Source organism: Micromonospora sp. WMMD1076 (assembly GCF_029581475.1).
Classification (GTDB): Bacteria; Actinomycetota; Actinomycetes; order Mycobacteriales; family Micromonosporaceae; genus Micromonospora; species Micromonospora aurantiaca.
Map to the genome: position 1 here is coordinate 5692842 of NZ_CP120862.1, position 18783 is coordinate 5711624.

Annotated in this window: 16 protein-coding genes and 2 pseudogenes; 14 read left to right on the forward strand and 4 right to left on the reverse strand. The window is 73.1% G+C overall.

From position 1 onward, the window contains the following. The first annotated feature begins 7 nt into the window (after positions 1-7). Positions 8-1576: a leucyl aminopeptidase gene (locus tag O7622_RS25585; protein ID WP_282310706.1), complete on the forward strand. Its 1569-nt coding sequence runs from the start codon at positions 8-10 to the stop codon at positions 1574-1576. Between the two features lie 74 nt (positions 1577-1650). On the opposite strand, the gene O7622_RS25590 is transcribed toward O7622_RS25585, so the two are convergent. Further along, positions 1651-1980, reverse strand: coding sequence for a hypothetical protein (locus tag O7622_RS25590; protein ID WP_282310707.1), 330 nt, complete (start codon positions 1978-1980; stop codon positions 1651-1653). A 179-nt stretch (positions 1981-2159) separates the two neighbouring features. Between O7622_RS25590 and lpdA the strand changes: the two genes are divergently transcribed. Beyond that, entirely contained in the window at positions 2160-3551 is a 1392-nt protein-coding gene (lpdA, locus tag O7622_RS25595; RefSeq protein ID WP_282310708.1) for a dihydrolipoyl dehydrogenase, read from the forward strand. Between the two features lie 66 nt (positions 3552-3617). Then, complete coding sequence (sucB, locus tag O7622_RS25600) at positions 3618-5471, forward strand: 2-oxoglutarate dehydrogenase, E2 component, dihydrolipoamide succinyltransferase (protein ID WP_282310709.1); 1854 nt, start codon at positions 3618-3620, stop codon at positions 5469-5471. A gap of 62 nt (positions 5472-5533) precedes the next feature. On the opposite strand, the gene O7622_RS25605 is transcribed toward sucB, so the two are convergent. After that, positions 5534-6469, reverse strand: coding sequence for an SDR family NAD(P)-dependent oxidoreductase (locus O7622_RS25605; protein WP_282310710.1), 936 nt, complete (start codon positions 6467-6469; stop codon positions 5534-5536). Positions 6470-6616: 147 nt separating this feature from the next. Between O7622_RS25605 and O7622_RS25610 the strand changes: the two genes are divergently transcribed. The 7 genes and pseudogenes from O7622_RS25610 (at position 6617) to O7622_RS25640 (ending at position 11910) form a co-directional block, all read left to right on the forward strand. Continuing rightward, positions 6617-7183 (forward strand): TetR/AcrR family transcriptional regulator, encoded by a 567-nt coding sequence (locus tag O7622_RS25610; protein ID WP_091331082.1) that lies wholly within the window; start codon positions 6617-6619, stop codon positions 7181-7183. 45 nt (positions 7184-7228) lie between these two features. Then, entirely contained in the window at positions 7229-8563 is a 1335-nt protein-coding gene (locus tag O7622_RS25615) for a low temperature requirement protein A (protein ID WP_282310711.1), read from the forward strand. Between the two features lie 72 nt (positions 8564-8635). Beyond that, positions 8636-9514, forward strand: a complete 879-nt coding sequence (locus tag O7622_RS25620) for an oxidoreductase (RefSeq protein ID WP_282310712.1) — start codon at positions 8636-8638, stop codon at positions 9512-9514. Between the two features lie 133 nt (positions 9515-9647). Then, positions 9648-10595 carry an LLM class flavin-dependent oxidoreductase gene (locus tag O7622_RS25625; RefSeq protein ID WP_282310713.1) on the forward strand — a complete coding sequence of 316 codons (948 nt, stop codon included), beginning with the start codon at positions 9648-9650 and terminating at the stop codon, positions 10593-10595. An 11-nt stretch (positions 10596-10606) separates the two neighbouring features. Continuing rightward, positions 10607-10750, forward strand: a pseudogene (locus O7622_RS25630) (aldo/keto reductase); the annotation flags it as partial. 40 nt (positions 10751-10790) lie between these two features. Further along, positions 10791-10919 (forward strand): hypothetical protein, encoded by a 129-nt coding sequence (locus tag O7622_RS25635; protein WP_282314274.1) that lies wholly within the window; start codon positions 10791-10793, stop codon positions 10917-10919. Positions 10920-11010: 91 nt separating this feature from the next. Next, entirely contained in the window at positions 11011-11910 is a 900-nt protein-coding gene (locus O7622_RS25640) for a TIGR01777 family oxidoreductase (protein ID WP_282310714.1), read from the forward strand. Between the two features lie 28 nt (positions 11911-11938). On the opposite strand, the gene O7622_RS25645 is transcribed toward O7622_RS25640, so the two are convergent. Beyond that, a complete protein-coding gene (locus tag O7622_RS25645) occupies positions 11939-13174 on the reverse strand; it encodes a PHB depolymerase family esterase (RefSeq protein WP_282310715.1) in 1236 nt (411 codons plus the stop codon). Between the two features lie 173 nt (positions 13175-13347). Between O7622_RS25645 and O7622_RS25650 the strand changes: the two genes are divergently transcribed. The 3 genes and pseudogenes from O7622_RS25650 to O7622_RS25660 form a co-directional block, all read left to right on the forward strand. Continuing rightward, the gene (locus O7622_RS25650) at positions 13348-15162 is read left to right on the forward strand and encodes a DUF2079 domain-containing protein (protein WP_282310716.1); all 1815 of its coding nucleotides are present in this window, start codon (positions 13348-13350) and stop codon (positions 15160-15162) included. Positions 15163-15214: 52 nt separating this feature from the next. Then, entirely contained in the window at positions 15215-15856 is a 642-nt protein-coding gene (lipB, locus tag O7622_RS25655) for a lipoyl(octanoyl) transferase LipB (protein WP_282310717.1), read from the forward strand. A gap of 5 nt (positions 15857-15861) precedes the next feature. Next, positions 15862-16011, forward strand: a pseudogene (locus O7622_RS25660) (VOC family protein); the annotation flags it as partial. A 52-nt stretch (positions 16012-16063) separates the two neighbouring features. On the opposite strand, the gene aspS reads toward O7622_RS25660, so the two are convergent. Then, entirely contained in the window at positions 16064-17350 is a 1287-nt protein-coding gene (aspS, locus tag O7622_RS25665; protein ID WP_282310718.1) for an aspartate--tRNA(Asn) ligase, read from the reverse strand. 412 nt (positions 17351-17762) lie between these two features. Here aspS and lipA point away from each other — a divergent pair, with 412 nt between their 5' ends. Next, the gene (gene lipA, locus O7622_RS25670; protein ID WP_282310719.1) at positions 17763-18752 is read left to right on the forward strand and encodes a lipoyl synthase; all 990 of its coding nucleotides are present in this window, start codon (positions 17763-17765) and stop codon (positions 18750-18752) included. Positions 18753-18783 lie beyond the last annotated feature (31 nt).

Consider the following 18783-nt stretch of genomic DNA (forward strand, 5'->3'; position numbering starts at 1 on the left):
AGCTTTCGTGACATCGCCCCGCACCACCCTCAGCCTGGTCGACACCGACCCCGCCGAACTCGCCGTCGACGCGATCGTGATCGGCGTGCACAGCCAGACCACCGAGCCGGGCAGCGGCGCACCCGCCCACGCCCTGCTGGTGGCCAGCGGCGGGGAGAGCATCGCCGCCGCGTTCGACGGAAAGCTGACCGAGACGCTGGCCCTGCTCGGCGCGACAGGTGGCCCGGGCGAGGTGATCAAGCTGGCCACGCTGGGTACCGTGACCGCGCCGCTGGTCGTGGCCGTCGGCCTCGGCCCGGAGCCCTCGGGCGCCGCTCCGGCCCCGGAGTCGCTGCGCCGGGCCGCCGGTGCCGCGGTGCGGGCGCTGGCCGGTGCCCCGCGCGTCGCCCTGGCCCTGCCGCTGCCCGACGACGCCGACGCCCCGGCCGCGCTGCGCGCGGTCGCCGAGGGCGCGCTGCTGGGCGGCTACCGGTTCGCCGGCTACAAGACCAAGCCGCAGCCGGCCCGGCGCGAGCCGGTGGCCGAGGTGCTGGTGGCGGTGCCGGACGCGGCCGACGCGACCGCCCAGGCCGAGATCGCGCGGGCGCAGGCGGTGGCCGGTGCGGTGCGGACCAGCCGGGACTGGGTCAACACCGCCCCGAACGAGCTGCGTCCCCCGGCGTTCGCCGACGTCGTCTCCGCCGCCGCCCGCGAGGCGGGGCTGGAGGTCGAGGTGCTGGACGACGAGGCGCTGAAGGCCGGCGGCTACGGCGGCATCCTCGCCGTCGGTCAGGGCTCGGAGGCCCCGCCGCGGCTGGTGAAGCTCACCTACACGCCCGCGGGCGGCGGCAACGGCAAGCGGGTCGCGCTGGTCGGCAAGGGCATCACGTTCGACACCGGCGGCATCTCGATCAAGCCGGCGCAGGGCATGTGGGAGATGAAGTCGGACATGGCCGGCGCGGCGGCGGTCGGCGCGGCCATGCTGGCGGTCGCGGCGCTCAAGCCGTCGGTGACCGTCACCGGCTACCTGCCGATGGCGGAGAACATGCCGTCGGGCACCAGCTACCGGCCGGGCGACGTGATCAGCATGTTCAACGGCAAGAAGGTGGAGGTGCTCAACACCGACGCCGAGGGCCGGATGGTGCTGGCCGACGCGATGGCGCGGGCCTGCGCGGACGGCGCGGACTACCTGTTCGAGACCTCGACGCTGACCGGCGGGCAGGTGATCGCGCTGGGCAAGCGGATCGCCGGTGTGATGGGCACCCCGGAGCTGTGCGAGCGGGTGCGGGTGGCCGGTGACGCGACCGGCGAGCCGGCCTGGCCGATGCCGCTGCCGGACGACGTGCGCAAGGGCATGGAGTCGGACGTCGCGGACATCTCGCAGGTCAACGCCGGGATGGACCGGGCCGGGCACATGCTCCAGGGCGGCGTGTTCCTGCGCGAGTTCGTGACCGACGACGTGGCGTGGGCGCACATCGACATCGCCGGTCCGGGCTACCACTCGGGCGAGGCGACCGGCTACTGGACCAAGGGCGGCACCGGCGTGCCGGTGCGCACGCTCGTGCACCTGGTCGAGGACGTCGCCACCAACGGCTGACGGGTAAGGAAGGGCCCCTTCTTAACGCCTGGCGTTGTAGAAGGGGCCCTTTTTAACACCTGGGTTCAGACGGCTCAGTACAGCTCGGGGCGGCGCTTGCGGCGCTCGTTGTAGTCGCGCATGCGCTGCGGGTAGCCCATCAGCCGCACGTCGTAGATCGGGATGGCGGTCCGGTGCGCCCAGCGGCGCGCCTCGTCCGGCCCGCCGACGCGCCGCCGGGTCCACTCGCCGTCGTCGGCGATCAGCATGATCGTGGTCTCGGTGACCGTCGTGCGGGGCTCGATGTACGCCTCGACGCCCTTGCGGGTCCGGACGAAGTTCTCCAGATGGTCCAGATCGGCGCGGTCGGCGGCGCGGCCGCGGCTCGCCGGGACCGCCCGCTTACGTCGTCGGAACAGCCCCACCGATTCCACTCCTCCCCCAGCGCCGTCATCGAAGACGGTGCCAAGGGTACGTGTCACCGACGTGTCGTTGGGCACCTCGGTACGCGCTCGGTCCGTGGTGGTGACAAGATGACCGAGGTGGGGTGTGCCTGTTACTCCGCCGTAACCCCCGATGCAGTGACGCGACCTGGGAGTTGGATGTGAGCGAGCCGAACGACACGACCTTCGACATCGTCATCCTCGGAGGTGGTAGCGGCGGCTACGCGGCGGCGCTGCGTGCCGCCCAGCTGGACCTCTCCGTCGCGCTCGTCGAGAAGAGCAAGCTGGGCGGGACCTGCCTGCACAACGGGTGCATCCCGACCAAGGCGCTGCTGCACGCCGCCGAGATCGCCGACCAGACCCGCGAGTCCGAGCAGTTCGGTGTGAAGGCCGAGCTGGTCGGCATCGACATGAAAGCCGTCAACTCGTACAAGGACGGCGTGATCTCCCGGCTGTACAAGGGCCTCCAGGGTCTGGTGGGCGGCAACAAGAAGATCACCTTCGTGGCGGGCGCCGGCAAGCTGGTCGGCAAGAACGTCGTCGAGGTCGACGGCAAGCGCTACACCGGGCGCAACGTCGTGCTGGCCTCCGGCTCGTACGCCAAGAGCCTGCCCGGCCTGGAGGTCGACGGCGAGCGGATCATCACCAGCGACCACGCGCTGACGCTGGACCGGATCCCGTCGTCGGCGATCGTGCTCGGCGGCGGCGTGATCGGCGTCGAGTTCGCCAGCGTCTGGAAGTCCTTCGGCGTGGACGTGACCATCGTCGAGGCGCTGCCCCGCCTGGTCGCCGCCGAGGACGAGGAGTCGTCGAAGGCGCTGGAGCGGGCGTTCCGCAAGCGGAAGATCAACTTCAAGGTCGGCAAGCCGTTCGAGAAGGTCGAGAAGACCGACAAGGGCGTGAAGCTGACCATCCAGGGCGGCGACACGGTCGAGGCCGAGCTGCTGCTGGTCGCCGTGGGCCGCGGCCCGAACACCGCCGGCCTCGGCTACGAGGAGCAGGGCGTCAAGATGGACCGCGGCTACGTGCTGACCGACGAGCGGCTGCGCACCAGCGTGCCGAACGTCTACGCGGTCGGCGACATCGTGCCCGGCCTGCAGCTCGCGCACCGCGGCTTCCAGCAGGGCATCTTCGTCGCCGAGGAGATCGCCGGGAAGAACCCGGCCGTGATCGACGAGGCCGGCATCCCGCGCGTCACCTACTGCGACCCGGAGCTGGCGTCGGTCGGCCTGACCGAGGCGAAGGCCAAGGAGCAGTACGGCGCCGACAAGATCAAGACCTACAACTACAACCTGGGCGGCAACGGCAAGAGCCAGATCCTCAAGACCGCCGGCCACGTGAAGCTGGTCCGGGTGGACGACGGCCCGGTGGTCGGCGTGCACATGGTCGGCGCCCGGGTCGGCGAGCTGATCGGCGAGGCGCAGCTCATCTACAACTGGGAGGCGTACCCGGCCGAGGTGGCGCAGCTCGTGCACGCCCACCCGACGCAGAACGAGGCTCTGGGCGAGGCGCACCTGGCCCTGGCCGGCAAGCCGCTGCACGCGCACGCCTGACACGACAACCGCGGCGTCCGGCGACGGGCGATGATCCCACCAGGGGAATGAAGGAGTCTGGAGAACATGCCGGTATCGGTCACCATGCCCCGGCTCGGCGAGAGCGTCACCGAGGGCACCGTCACGCGCTGGCTCAAGCAGGAGGGTGACACCGTCGAGGTCGACGAGCCCCTGCTCGAGGTGTCGACCGACAAGGTCGACACCGAGATCCCGTCCCCCGCGGCGGGCGTGCTGAGCCGGATCGTGGTCGGCGAGGACGAGACCGCCGAGGTCGGCAGCGAGCTGGCGGTCATCGCCGGCGAGGGCGAGGACGCGGGCGCGGCTCCCACCGAGAAGGCCGAGCCGGCCACCGAGCCGACGGCCGCCGCCGAGGGCACCGGCCCCGAGCCGGAGCAGGCCGAGGAGGCCGAGGAGGCCGCCGCCGAGCCGGACGCCGAGGCCGAGCAGCCGGCCGTCGAGGCGCCGGCCGAGCCCGCCGCACCGTCGGGCGAGGGTACGCCTGTGACCATGCCGGCCCTGGGCGAGAGCGTCACCGAGGGTACCGTCACCCGCTGGCTCAAGCAGGTCGGCGAGACCGTCGAGGTGGACGAGCCGCTGCTGGAGGTCTCCACCGACAAGGTCGACACCGAGATCCCCTCGCCGGTCGCCGGCACGGTGCAGGAGATCAAGGTCGCCGAGGACGAGACCGCCGACGTCGGCGCCGTGCTGGCGATCGTCGGGGTGGCCGGGGCCGCGCCCGCGAAGGCGGAGCCGAAGCCCGAGCCCAAGCCGGAGCCGAAGGCCGAGGCCAAGCCCGAGGCGAAGGCCGAGCCCAAGCCCGAGCCCAAGGTCGAGGAGCCCACGCCGGGCGCGTCCTACAACGAGCCGGCCGCCGAGGCGGAGCAGGCCGCGCAGCCGGCCAAGGCCGAGCAGGCGGCCCAGCCGGCCGCGCCGGCCGCCGCGCAGCGCCCGAGCGTTCCGGCCGAGTACGGCGAGGACGCCGCCGGGTACGTGACGCCGCTGGTGCGCAAGCTCGCCGCCGAGCACGGCGTGGACCTGGGCTCGATCAAGGGCACCGGGGTGGGTGGCCGCATCCGCAAGCAGGACGTGCTGGAGGCGGCCGAGAAGGCGAAGGCCGCCAAGCCCGCGCCGGCCGCCGCCGCTGCCCCGTCCGCACCGGCCCCGGCCAAGCCGGCCGCCAAGCCGGAGCCGAGCGCCAAGCGGGGCACCACGGAGAAGCTGCCGCGGATCCGTTCGATCATCGCCAAGCGTCTCCAGCAGTCGCTGCACGAGACCGCGCAGCTGACCACCGTCGTCGAGGTCGACGTCACCAAGGTCGCCAGGCTGCGGGCGCGGGCCAAGGACTCGTTCCAGGCCAAGCACGGCGTGAAGCTGTCCTTCCTGCCGTTCTTCGCGGTGGCCGCGATCGAGGCGCTCCAGACGTACCCGATCATCCAGGCCAGCATGGACCTGGACGGCGGGACGATCACCTACCCGGGCGCCGAGCACCTGGGGATCGCTGTGGACACCGAGCGCGGGCTGCTCACGCCGGTCATCCACAACGCCGGCGACCTCAACATGGGTGGCCTGGCCAAGCGGATCGCCGACCTGGCCGAGCGCACCCGGGCCAACAAGATCACCCCGGACGAGATGGCCGGGGCGACGTTCACGCTCACCAACACCGGCAGCCGGGGCGCCCTGTTCGACACCCCGATCGTGCCGTCGCCGCAGTCGGCGATGCTCGGCACGGGTGCCGTGGTGAAGCGCCCGGTCGTGGTGAACGACGCGGAGCTGGGCGAGGTCGTGGCGATCCGCTCGATGGTCTACCTGGCTCTGTCGTACGACCACCGGCTGATCGACGGTGCCGACGCGGCCCGCTTCCTCACCGCTGTGAAGGAGCGGCTGGAGGGCGGCAACTTCGAGGCCGAGCTGGGTCTGTAGATCCGAGACGGCGAGGGGGCGCGCGGCGACATGCCGCGCGCCCCCTTCGTCGTTTCCGTGTGTCAGCCGCGCACGTGCTTCTCGGAGACGGTCCAGAGCTGCTCGGCGGCCTCCGGGTCCCGGGCGTACGCGGCCCAGCCGGTGCGCGTTCCCGGCTGGTTCGGTCCGGCCTCCTGGCAGTCCTCGAAGTACCGGCCGCCGACGCCGTCGAGCAGCGGCGAGGTGGCGACCAGCACCGAGGTCGCCGCGCCCTGCTCCGGGGTCTTGAAGGCGGCCGCGTTGCCGCTGCGCATCCGCGCCAGTTCCTCCTCGGTGATGTAGCGCTGGAGGTTGGTCCGGATCGCGCCCGGCATCAGCGCGTTGGTGTAGATGCCGTCGTCGGCCCAGCGGCGGGTCGCCTCCACCGCGAACAGCACGTTCGCGGTCTTGGACTGCCCGTACGCCAGCCACGGGTCGTACGGCCGCTGCCGGAAGTGGATGTCGGAGAACACCACCGGCGAGCGCAGGTGCGCCGCCGAGCTGACCGAGACGATCCGCGCGCCGTCGGCCGCGGCGAGCGCCGGGCGCAGCCCGGTGGCGAGCGCGAAGTGCCCGAGGTGGTTGGTCGCGAACTGCATCTCCCAGCCCTGCTCGGTGCGCATCTCGGGCGAGGCCATGATCCCGGCGTTGTCCACGAGCATGTGCAGTGGCCCGTCCCAGGTGCGGACGAACGTGGCCACCGAGGCGAGGTCGGCGAGGTCGAGCGGCGCGACCAGGATCCGGTCGTTGCCGGTGGTGCCGATGATGTCGTCGGCGGCGCGCTGTCCGGCATCGGTGTCGCGGACGGCGAGTGTGACGTCGGCTCCGGCGGCGGCGAGCGCGCGGGCGGTCTCCACGCCGATCCCGGAGGCGCCGCCGGTGACGACGGCCCGGCGGTCGGTCAGGTCCAGGTCGCGGACCACCTCCAGGGCCGTTGTCTCGGCGGAGAACGGGGTGGTGACTGGTGTCGGGCTGGTCATGGTCCATCCTTGTCGACGGCGACGCGGACCGATGTCCGCCCGCTACGATGAGAAGCGGAGGATCCTCCGTTACTCTGCCAGCATAATCGGAGGGGGCTCCGGTTACCATCGTGCCGGGCCGGCGACCCGGCCGAGGGAGGAGAGCCCGTGCCCGACCGACAGCTGCGCGCGGACGCGCTGCGCAACCGGCAGCGGCTGCTGGACGCCGCGGTCCAGGCGTTTTCCCAGGACGGCCCGGAGGTAACGCTGGACCGGGTCGCCAAGGACGCCGGCGTCGGCATCGGCACGCTCTACCGCCACTTCCCGAGCCGGGAGGCGCTGATCGAGGCGGCGTACCGCAACGAGCTGGAGAAGCTCTGCGACGCCGCCCCGGCGCTGCTCGCGGCCCAGCCCGCAGACGCGGCGCTACGCGCCTGGATGGACCGGTTCGTCGACTACCTCGCCACCAAGCGGGGCATGGCCGACGCGCTGCGGCTGGTCATCGCCTCCGGCGCCAACCCGTACGCGCAGAGCCGCGACCGGCTGCTCGCCGCGCTCGGAGAGCTGCTCGCGGCGGGCGCCGCAGCAGGCGTCGTACGCGCCGACGTGGCCGCCGCCGACGTGCTCGCCAGTCTCAGCGGGGTCTCCCTGGTGGCGGGCGAGCCGGACCAGCGTGCCCAGGCCGGGCGCCTGCTCGACCTGCTGATGGACGGGTTGCGCCACCGGCCGGGCTGACCGGAATCGGCCCGCGGCCCGGACCGGCGCTGACAGACTCGGCCGGTGGGCTCGTACGGCTGGCGGGGACGCCTGGGGCCGGCCGTGCCGGTGGCCCCGGGCGCCCGGGTCGACCGGTTCGAGATCTTCTTCGACCTGGTCTTCGTCTTCTCGTTCTTCATCATCACCCGGGCCACCGCCCTCCAGGTGACCGGCGGGGCGCTGCTGCACGCGCTGCTGGTCCTCGCCGTGCTCTGGTGGTCGTGGGTGGTGCACAGCGTGGTCGCCACCCGGGTACGCCTCGGCGAGGGCTTCGTCCCGGTGCTCATGACAGTCGGCATGGCCGCGCTGTTCACGTTCGCGCTGTCGCTGCCGCACGCGTTCCGCGACCCGCGCGGCAACGAGGCCGGGCCGATGGTCGCGGCGCTCAGCTACACCGTCCTGCGGCTGGTGCACCTGCTGCTCTACCGGCACGCCGTCCGGGACAGCCCGAACGAGCGCCGGCAACTGATCCGGTTCGCCCCCGAGGCGGTCGGCAGCACCGCGCTGCTGCTGGTCGCCGCGCTGCTGCCGCCGAGGATCGACGACCTGTTCTCGGCGGCGGTGCTGCGGGACGTGCTGTGGGCCGCCGTCATCCTGCTCCAGTACGGCACCGGCATCCTCGCCGGCACCTGGGGCTGGGGAGTCGCGTCCGCCGAACACTGGACCGAGCGGTACGACCTCATCCTGATCATCGCGCTCGGCGAGTCGGTCATCTCCGTCGGTGTGGGCAGCAACCTGCTCGGTCAGCCGCCCACCTGGCCGGCCGTGGCGGCGGCGGTGCTCGGCATCTTCTTCACCGCCGCGCTCTGGTGGGCGCACTACGACATGGTCGGGCCGGCCGCCCGGATCGCGTTGCACGCCGCGCAGGACGGTCCCCGGGTGGCGATGGCCCGGGACGCGTACGCGTACTCCTTCCTGCCGATGATCGCCGGGATCATCCTGTTCGCGCTCGGCGCCGAGACGATCGTGCACGGGATCGCCGACCCGAACGTGCCGCCGAGCGAGCCGGCGCACGGTCCGGGCGTACCGCTGCTGTACGGCGGCGTCATCTGCTACCTGTGCGGCAACATGCTGTTCCAGTTGCGTACCCTGCGCACGGTGAGCTGGACCCGGGTCGGGACCGCGCTGCTGCTCGGCGTGACCATCCCGGTCGCCGAGCGGGTGCCGGGGCTGGCCGCGCTGGGCACGCTGACCGCGATCACCGTGGGTATGGTGGCCGTCGAGGTGATCGTCTTCGCCGAGGGCCGGCAGGCGCTGCGCAAGCTGGTCTTCGAGGAGCGCACCAGCCACGAGGCGCACGAGGCGGCCTGGCGGGCCCGCTGGCACGAGAAACCCGAGGACCGCGACGAAGGCGAGTGAACCGGCTGCCCGCCACCCCCGTGGTACCCGTCGGCCCCGCCGAGGGGCCGCAGACGAAGGATACGGAGACACATGACCATCGACACCGTGCACGCCGGCGCGGCCGGCACCTGGCAGCTCGGCGACCTGACCGTCAACCGGATGGGCCTGGGCGCGATGCGGCTGACCGCGAACGCCGACGGCAGCCCGAGCGACCGGGACCGGGCCGTCGCCGTACTGCGCCGCGCCGTCGAGCTGGGCGTCAACCACATCGATACGGCCGCGTTCTATTTCTCGCCGCTGCGCTCGGCCAACGAGCTGATCAACCGGGCGCTGTGGCCGTACCCGGAGGATCTGGTCATCGCGACCAAGGTCGGGCCGGGCAAGGACCCGTCCGGGCAGTGGCTGCCGGCGGCCCGGCCGGACCAGCTGCGCGGGCAGGTGGAGGAGAACCTGCGCCAGCTCGGCCGCGACCACCTGGACGTGGTGAACCTGCGGGTACACGGCCCGGAGCCGCTGTCCGAGCACTTCGGCGCGCTGGCCGAGCTGCGCGACGCCGGGCTGATCCGGCACCTCGGCGTCTCCGCCGTACGCCCGCACCAGGTCGCCGAGGCGCGTGCCATCGCCCCGGTGGTGTGCGTGCAGAACTCGTACGGCCTGGGCTACCGCCGTACGCACGACGAGCTGATCCGCGACTGCGCGGCGCACGGCACCGCGTTCGTGCCGTTCTTCTCCCTCGTCACCAGCGGCCGGGAGGCCGGCGCCACCGGCGAGGAGCACCCGGAGGTGCAGGCGGTGGCCCGGGAGCACGGCGTGACGGCGGCCCAGGTCCGGCTGGCCTGGACGCTGGCCCGGGGCCCGAACGTGCTGGCCATCCCCGGCACCGGCGACCCCGCGCACCTGGAACAGAACGTCGCCGCCGGCACGCTGCGCCTCTCCCCCGCCGACCTGGCCCGCCTCGACGCCGTGTGACGTGTGACGTGTTAAGAAGGGGCCCTTTCACCTCCTCATGCGTTAAGAAGGGGCCCTTCCTTACCGTTCGGCCGTCGGCAGAATCGGCGCGTGCCGGGTGGCCGGCGGCACGGCGTGCGCCGATGCTGAGGCGATGGCGACCTTCTCCGTACAGGCCCAACCCACCGACGCGGCGAGCTGGGCCGAGCTGGCCCGTACCGTCGAGGCGGCCGGTTTCGACGCACTGTTCGCGGCCGACCACCCCGGCGCCTGCGCCTCGCCGTTCGTCGCGCTGGCCGCCGCGGCGGCGGTGACCGGCACGCTGGGCCTCGGCTCGTACGTCTCCAACGCCGGCGTCCGCGAACCGATCCTGCTCGCCGCCGACGTCGCCACGCTGGACGTGGTCTCCGGCGGGCGGGCCCGGTTCGGCGTCGGCGCGGGCCACACGCCGGCCGAGTGGCGGGCCGTCGGGCGCGAGCGCCCGGACGTCGCCGGCCGGGTCCGCCGCTGCGTCGCGGTGACCGAGGCGGTACGGGCGCTGCTGGCCGGCGACGAGGTCACGGTGGACACCGGGGACCTGACGACGTACTCGGCACGACTCGACCGGCCCCGCCCGGTGCAGGACCGGATCCCGCTGACGGTGGGCACCGCCAACTCGACGCTGCTGCGCTGGGCGGGGAGGCACGCCGACGTGGTCGGCCTGGCCGGCCTGGGCCGGACGCTGCCCGACGGCCACCAGCACACCGTCCGGTGGCGGGCCGACCAGATCGAGGCGCAGCTCGCGCACGTGGCGGCCGGAGCGGCCGGCCGGGACACACCGCCGGTCCTGGAGGCGCTGGTCCAGCACGTCGCCGTCACCGACGACGCCGAGGCGGCCGCCGCAGGGACGGCCGCCGAGACCGGCCTCACCCCCGCGGAGGTGCTGGCCACCCCGTTCGTGCTGGCCGGCACGCCCGACGAGATCGTCTCGGCGGTCGCCGGGCACCGGCGCCGCTGGGGCGTCACCCGCTTCGTGGTACGCGCCGGAGCCGTCGACGCGCTCGCCCCGCTCCTGCCCCGGCTGGCGGGAAGAGAGCTGGACTTCGAGCACGCTCGAAAGTGAGCACCGGGCACATGACGACGACACGACGGCTGGGCCGCAGCGGCATCGAGGTCAGCGCGATCGGCATGGGCTGCTGGGCGATCGGCGGCCCGCTCTGGGACGGCACCCAACCGCTCGGCTGGGGCGAGGTGGACGACGACGAGTCGGTGCGTACCAGCGGCGATGCCCGCCGCCGGACGAGGAACGCGACGCCGGGTGGCGAACCTGATGATCGCCTCCGTCGCACACGCCGACGCGCTCCCTCTCTACACCACGAACCCGGGCGATTTCCTCGGGCTCGACGGTCTGGTCACCGTGCATCCGGTCGGCAGGCCGACCGGCTGAGGCCGCCTGCCGCTGCGCGGACGGCGGGCGTGACGAGTGAGTGATTTCGCTCAACGCATCCGAATCGCGCTGCGTACTCGAAGATGTGAGCATGCGGATCCTCATGGCCGGCGCGTCCGGTTTCCTCGGCACCCGACTGGTCAACTGCCTCACCGCGGACGGCCACCAGGTCACCCGCCTGGTCCGCCGCCCGCCACGCACCCCCGTCGAACGGCAGTGGAACCCGTCCGCCGCGCAGCTGGACCCGCAGTGCGTCGCCGACGCCGACGCGGTGGTGAACCTGGCCGGGGCCGGGGTGGGTGACAAGCGCTGGAACGACGAGTACCGGAAGCTGATCCGGACCAGCCGTGTGGACAGCACCACCACGCTCGCCATCACGATCGCCGGCCTGCCCGCCGCCGACCGGCCGGCGGTGCTGCTGAACTCCTCCGCCGTCGGCTGGTACGGCGACACCGGCGACCGGACGGTCACCGAGGAGGCGCCGGCCGGTGAGGGGTTCCTCGCCGACGTCTGCCGGGTCTGGGAGGCGGCGACCCGCCCGGCCGAGGACGCGGGCGTGCGGGTGGTGCGCCTGCGTACCGGACTGCCGCTGCACCGCGACGGCGGCCTGCTCAAGCCGCAGCTGCTGCCGTTCCGGCTCGGCGTCGGCGGCAAGCTGGGCAACGGGCGGCAGTGGCTGCCGTGGATCTCGATGCGGGACTGGCTCGACGCCGCGACGTTCCTGCTGGCCCGCGACGACGTGGCCGGCCCGGTGAACGTGGTCGGCCCGGCGCCGGTCACCAACGCCGAGTTCACCAGGGAGCTGGCCCGGCAGCTGCACCGCCCGGCGATCATGCCGATCCCGGCGGTGGCGCTGAAGGTGGCGCTCGGCGGTTTCGCCCAGGAGGCGCTGACCAGCGCGCGGGTGCTGCCCGCCGTGCTCGACAAGGCCGGCTTCTCCTGGGCGCACCCGGACCTGGCGGGCGCGTTGCGCGCCGCCCTCACCGAGTGAGCGGGCGAGGGCGGCGCGGCGGGACGGATCAGCAGCCGATCACCCAGTACGCGGGCCCGGTCTGCTTCAGCGTGCTCGTGTAGAAGGTGTTGTACAGGCCCATCCGCTGCCCGCTGCCGAGCGCGTAGGCGTACCCGCCGGACTGGTAGGCCCGCCCGGCCACGACGTGCGCGTAGTTGCTGGCGGTGACGCAGACCGGTGCGCCGGTCGGGCTGGGCGAGGCGGTGGGCGAGGCGGTCGGCCTGGGCGACGCGGTGGCCGTCGGGGTCGGGCTCGGCGAGGCGCCGCCACCGCCGAGCCCGAAGAAGACCGCGTCCCGGTACGTCGAACAGATGGTGTCCAGGAAGTACGCCCCGGCGGTGCCGCACTGGTCCGCGCCCGAACCCGGGTCGACGGGGGTGCCGTGGCCCATCCCGGAGATCCGGTAGAGGCGGACCTGGTCGCTGCCGTAGACCTCCAGGCTGGTGCCGGCCGGCAGCGTGGACGTGCTGGTCGGGGTGGTCGACAGGCCCAGCACGTTCGTCCACTGGTCCCGCGACTCGGCGGCGTTCACGGTCGCCACGGTGGTGTCGCTGGTGCCGTGCCAGATCGCCACCCGGGGGCGCTTGCCGGTGTATCCGGCGTAGGCGCCGCGGACCAGGTCGCCCCACTGCGCCGGGGTCTTGTCCACGCCCGGGTTCATGCAGCTGAACGCGCTGACGGTGCTGGTGGCGCAGCGGTACGGGATGCCGGCGATGATCGAGCCGGCGGCGAAGACGTCCGGGTAGGCGGCGAGCATGGCCGCGCTCATCGCGCCACCGGCGGAGAGGCCGCTGACGTAGACCCGGGCGCCGTCGGTGCCGTACGTGGTCTTGGCGTAGTCGACCATCTGCTTGATCGACAGCGCCTCGCCCTGGCCGCGTGCGGTGTCACCGGTCTCGAACCAGTTGAAGCAGGAGTTGGCGTTGTTGCCGCTGGGCTGCTGCGGCGCGATGAGCGTGAACTTCCACTGGTCGGCGTACTTCTGCCAGCCGGAGTTGGCGACGTACGTCGAGGCGTTCTGCACGCAGCCGTGCAGCAGCACCACGGCGGGCGCGCCGGCGGGCAGGCCGTCCGGGCGGTACGCGTACATGGCCAGGTTGCCGGGGTTGGAGCCGAAACCGGTGACCTGGGTCAGTGTGGCGGCCTGGGCGGGGAGGGCGGCGACCAGCGCGGTGGCCGCGGCCAGCACGACCCCGGCCGCCGCCCCGGCGACGCGGGCGATGAGGGATGAGGAGCGGGGCACGGGGACCTCCCGATCGTGGAATGTGAACTGAGTCACCTCCGAGTTGCCGAGACGTTACGGCCGTGTTTCGTCACACCGGAATGGCCGCCGCTCACACATTCACGACCACCGAAGTGTGCGGCGAGTTCCGTGTCCGGGCGGTCTGCCCAGGTCCGGTTGGTAACGTCCGCTGCGTGCCCTCCTCCCCGTCCCCGGCCACCGGCCCGGCGCCGACGCGCGTCCGCGACCGGCGCGCCGACCTGCTGGTCACGCTCGCCGCGCTGGCCCTGGCCCTCTGGGTGACGAGTGGCATGTGGCGGGATCCCAACAGCCGCGCGATCACCGTCAACTCCAGCGACCAGGCGCTGTTCGAGTGGCTGCTGGCCTTCGGCGGGCACGCGCTGACCCACGGGCAGAACCCGCTGTACACCACGTTGATCAACGTCCCGGACGGGGTGAACCTCGCGGTCAACACCTCGATCACCGTGTACGCGGCGGTCTTCGCGCCGCTGACGTACCTGATCGGGCCGCCCGCGACGTTCCTGGTGATCCTCACGCTCAACCTGGCCGCCACGGCGGTGGCCTGGTACTGGCTGCTCAGCCGGCACCTGGTGCGCAGCCGGCCGGCCGCCGGTGTGGGCGCGCTGTTCATCGCCTTCTGCCCGGCGATGGTGTCGCACGCGAACGCGCACCTGAACTGGACCGCGGGCTGGCTGGTGCCGTTGCTGATCTGGGGCGTGTTCCGGCTGCGCCGTCCGGGCCGGGCGGTCACCGGCGGGATCGTGCTCGGCCTGCTGGTGGCTGTCGCGTTCTCGATCGCCGCCGAGGGTTTGTTCTTCACCGCGCTGGCGCTCGGCGTGTTCCTCGCGGTGTGGGCGCTGCACCCGGCCCGCCGGTCCGAGGTACGTGCCGCGCTGCCCCGGATGGCGGCCGGGCTGGGCGTGACAGCGCTCGTCGCCGGGGCACTGCTGGCGTACCCGCTCTGGCTGCACTTCCTCGGACCGCAACGGTTCCACGGCACCGGGTTCGACCCGCTGATCCACTCCGAGGACATCGCCGCGTACGGGTCGTACCCACGCCGGTCGCTTGCCGGCTGGGCCGGGTGGGGCACCTCGCTGGCGCCCAACCCCACCGAGGAGAACTCGTTCTTCGGCGTACCGCTGCTCCTGCTCGCCCTCGCCTGCTTCGCGCTGCTGTGGTGGCGCGCGGACCGCGCGTTCCGGGCCACGCTGTCCGCGCTCGGCGTGACCGCCGTGGTCTTCGCGGTGCTGTCGTGGGGGCCGACTGTGAAGTGGAACGGCCGCCGCTTCGACCAGACGCTGCCGTTCGGGGTGCTGGACAACCTGCCGGTGATCAACGCGGCGCTGCCGTCCCGGCTGGCGCTCGTCGTCGCGCCGGTCGTCGGCCTGCTGCTGGCGTACGCGATCGACACGCTGCGCGCCCGGCCGCCCCGGCACCGGGTGAGCGGGCTCGCCTGGACGCTCGGCTTCGTCGCCGCGCTGCTGCCGCTGGTGCCCACCCCGCTGCTGACCAGCGTCCGGGAACCGATCCCGCAGTTCATCACCGGCGGCGCCTGGCAGCGTCACGTGCCGCCCGACGGGGTGCTGACCCCGCTGCCGCTGACCTTGGACGTCTACCCGGACGGGCAGCGGTGGCAGGCGTACGCGCTCGCCCACCGGCAGGGTGAGTTCCGGATCCCGTCCGGCTTCTTCCTCGGGCCGGGCGGCCCGGAGGGCCGGGGCCGGATCGGGCCGGTGCCGCGCACCTTCGACTCGCTGATGGACCAGGCCGGCCGGACCGGGCTGGTGCCGATCATCACCGACGGCAGCATCCGCGAGTCCCGGGCGGACCTGCGCTACTGGGGCGTCCAGGCGGTCGTGCTCCCCGACCGGGTGCACGGCGCGAAGTTCGACGTCGACGAGGAGGCGCTGCGGCGCACCGCCACCGCGCTGCTCGGCCCGCCCGAGCGGGTGGAGGACGTGTGGCTGTGGCGGGTGCCGGCTGCCTGACGCGACGAGGCTCACGGGTCCGGTTCCCGGAGGACGGGACTAGGCTGGACGGGTGAGCGTGACGACTTCCGGGCTGACCGCCGTCCGCGCCGGCCTGCTCGACTACCAGGCCGCCTGGGACGAGCAACGCCGGCTGCACGAGGCGGTGGTGGCCGGCGAGCAGGGCGACACCGTACTGCTGCTGGAGCACCCCAGCGTCTACACCGCCGGCAAGCGCACCGAGCCGTGGGACCGGCCGATGGACGGCACCCCGGTGGTGGACGTGGACCGCGGCGGGAAGATCACCTGGCACGGTCCGGGGCAGCTCGTCGGCTACCCGATCGTCCGGCTGCCCGACCCGGTCGACGTGGTCGCGTACGTCCGGCGCACCGAGCAGCTCCTGATCGACGTCTGCGCCGAGTTCGGGCTGGCCGCCGGCCGGGTCGAGGGGCGCAGCGGCGTGTGGGTGCCGGAGGACGACCGGGGCCCGGCCCGCAAGGTGGCCGCCATCGGCATCCGGGTGGCGCGCGGCGTCACGCTGCACGGCTTCTCCGTCAACTGCGACTGCGACCTGGGCTTCTTCGACCGGATCGTGCCCTGCGGCATCCGCGACGCCGGGGTCACCTCGCTGACCGCCGAGCTGGGCCGGCCGATCACCGTGGCCGACGTGCTGCCGGTGGTCCAGCGGCACCTGCCGACGCTGACGCAGGTCTGAGCAGGGTGCGGCTCGACCTGGTCACGCTCGTCGTGGCCGAGTACGACCCGGCGATCGTCTTCTTCACCGAGGTGCTCGGGTTCGAGCTGGCCGAGGACAAGCCGTCGCTGACGAACGACGGCCGTCCCAAGCGCTGGGTGGTCGTACGCCCGCCGGACCACCTCGCCGCCGGGGCCGGCACGGAGCAAGCCGCGCCGGCCGCCGCCGTCAGGGCGTGAGACGGTGCAGGTCGCGCGGGAAGGCGGTCACCTCGCGGACGTTCGCCGCGCCGGTCAGCCGCGCGACGAACCGCTCCAGCCCGATCGCGAAACCGCCGTGCGGCGGCATGCCGTGCCGGAACGCGTCCACGTACCCGGCGTACGGCTCCACCGGCTCGCCGCGCGCCGCCAGGGCGGCCAGGTAGTCGGCGTGCCGGTGCAGCCGCTGCCCGCCGGTCACCAGCTCCACGCCCCGGAACAGCAGGTCGAAACCATTGGAGTACGCGGGCCGGGCCGGGTCCGGGTGGGTGTAGAACGGGCGTTTCGCCATCGGGTACCCGGTGACGAAGAGGAAGTCGCTTCCGTACTCGCGGCGCGCCCACTCCCCCAGCGCCCGCTCGTGCGCCGGCGCCAGGTCGGGTTCGTCGGCCGGCGCTCCGGCGATCTTCAGCGCGTCGGTGAAGTGCACAGCCGGGATCTCGGCCGGCACCTCCGGCACCGTCACGCCGAGCGTCGCCAGCGGGCCACCGGCCCGGTCGCCGACGGTCGCCACCATCCCGGCCAGGGTGTCCCGCAGCACCGCCATCACGTCCCGGTGGTCGGCCACGAAGCCCAGCTCCACGTCGAGCGACGTGTACTGGGCCAGGTGGCGCACCGTGTCGTGCGGTTCGGCGCGGAACACCGGCCCCACCTCGTACACCCGCTCGAAGACGCCGACCATGAGCTGCTTGTAGAACTGCGGCGACTGGGCCAGGTAGGCGGGCCGTCCGAACCAGTCCAGCGCGAACACGTTCGCGCCGCTCTCGGTGGACGACGCGACCACCTTCGGCGTGTGCACCTCGACGAAGCCCCGCCCGTCGAGCGTGGCCCGGAAGCCGGACACGGCCGCCGCCGAGATCCGCAGCGCGGCGGAGCGGACCGGGTGCCGGAGCGCGACCGGCGCGTGGTCGAGCTGGGTGGGCAGGGTGGCGGTGAGCACCGGCCGGTACAGGTCGAACGGGGGCGGGACGGCGGGCGGCCCGAGCGGACGTACCGTCGGCTCGACGACCTCGACCCCGGCGGGCGCGGTGGCGTTCGCGACCACGGTGCCGACCACCTCGACGACAGTCTCCTCGGTGAGCGCCTCGACCTGCTCCCGCACGGCGGGCGCGGCGACCACCACCTGGGCGAGCCCGGCGGCGTCCCGGACGATCAGGAAGGCCACCGACTTGAGCAGCCGGCGGCGGTGGACCCAGCCGGCGAGCCGCACTGTGGCGCCCACACGGGCGGGGAGTTCTGTGGACAGGATGCGTTGCACGACGACTACCTCCTTGACCAATCGCAACGCGATCCCCAGGGAGGTGTGGGCGAGCGGGAACCTCGCGGTGCCACCACACCTTCGCCCCCGCCTGGGCGGGAGCCTCGTTCGTCGCCTTTTCACCGGGGCCGGCCGGGCGGGCTCTACTGGGCGCGAAACGCCGTTCTTCCCGCAGCTCGGGAGGGTCTTCGCGGTCCGGCGCCAGACCGCCTCACAGCAACCGGCGGCTCTCTCGACTGGCGGATCGGCCCGTTACTCGGCTCCGTCACAGCTCTGCCCGGCACGCTAACACCACGCGTGCCGCACTGTGACCGGGTTTTTTCGCCCCCGGTGTCCGGTGTCACAGCCATTCCGGCGTGACGGCCGTCGCCCTCGTTCATCGACCGGCGCCGACCGGCGTACGCTCGGTTTTGTGACGATCGAGCAATCCGCGCCGACGACTGAGCAGCCAGCGCGCACCGCGACCGCCGCCCCGGAGGGGCGGCGGATGCTGCGGATCGAGGCGCGCAACGCCGAGACGCCGATCGAGCGCAAGCCGCCGTGGATCAAGGTCAAGGCCAAGATGGGCCCGGAGTACACCCAGTTGCGCGGGCTCGTCTCGCGCGAAGGGCTGCACACCGTGTGCCAGGAGGCCGGCTGCCCCAACATCTACGAGTGCTGGGAGGACCGGGAGGCCACCTTCCTCATCGGTGGTGACCAGTGCACCCGGCGCTGCGACTTCTGCCAGATCGACACCGGCAAGCCGGCCGAGTTCGACGCCGACGAGCCGCGGCGCGTCGCCGAGTCGGTCGCCGCGATGGGCCTGCGCTACGCGACCATCACCGGTGTCGCCCGCGACGACCTGCCCGACGGCGGGGCCTGGCTCTACGCCGAGACGGTCCGGCAGATCCACGCGCTTCAGTCCGGCTGCGGTGTCGAGCTGCTGATCCCCGACTTCAACGCCGTGCCCGAGCAGCTCGCCGAGGTCTTCGGCTCGCGGCCCGAGGTGCTGGCCCACAACGTGGAGACGGTGCCGCGCATCTTCAAGCGGATCCGCCCTGCGTTCCGCTACGAGCGTTCGCTGGACGTGATCCGCCAGGCGCGGGCCGACGGCCTGGTCACCAAGAGCAACCTGATCCTCGGCATGGGCGAGGAGCGCGCCGAGGTGTCCCAGGCGCTGCGGGACCTGCACGAGGCGGGCTGCGAGCTGATCACCATCACGCAGTACCTGCGCCCCTCCCCCCGGCACCACCCGGTGACCCGCTGGGTCAAGCCGGAGGAGTTCGTCGAGCTGCGCGAGGAGGCCGAGGAGATCGGCTTCGCGGGCGTGATGAGCGGTCCCCTGGTCCGCTCGTCGTACCGCGCGGGCCGCCTTTACCAGCAGGCGCTCGACGCCCGCCGGGAGGTCACCGTCGCCGGCTGAGGCCGGCCGGCCACCGCGTCACCCACCGCCG

What these genes read in the sequence shown, in the direction of transcription:
- O7622_RS25640 (WP_282310714.1), top strand. Translation starts at nt 11,011, where the DNA reads ATGCGGATCCTCATGGCCGGCGCGTCCGGTTTCCTCGGCACCCGACTG.
- O7622_RS25625 (WP_282310713.1), top strand. Translation starts at nt 9,648, where the DNA reads ATGGCGACCTTCTCCGTACAGGCCCAACCCACCGACGCGGCGAGCTGG.
- O7622_RS25620 (WP_282310712.1), top strand. Translation starts at nt 8,636, where the DNA reads ATGACCATCGACACCGTGCACGCCGGCGCGGCCGGCACCTGGCAGCTC.
- O7622_RS25605 (WP_282310710.1), bottom strand. Translation starts at nt 6,469, where the DNA reads ATGACCAGCCCGACACCAGTCACCACCCCGTTCTCCGCCGAGACAACG.
- sucB (WP_282310709.1), top strand. Translation starts at nt 3,618, where the DNA reads ATGCCGGTATCGGTCACCATGCCCCGGCTCGGCGAGAGCGTCACCGAG.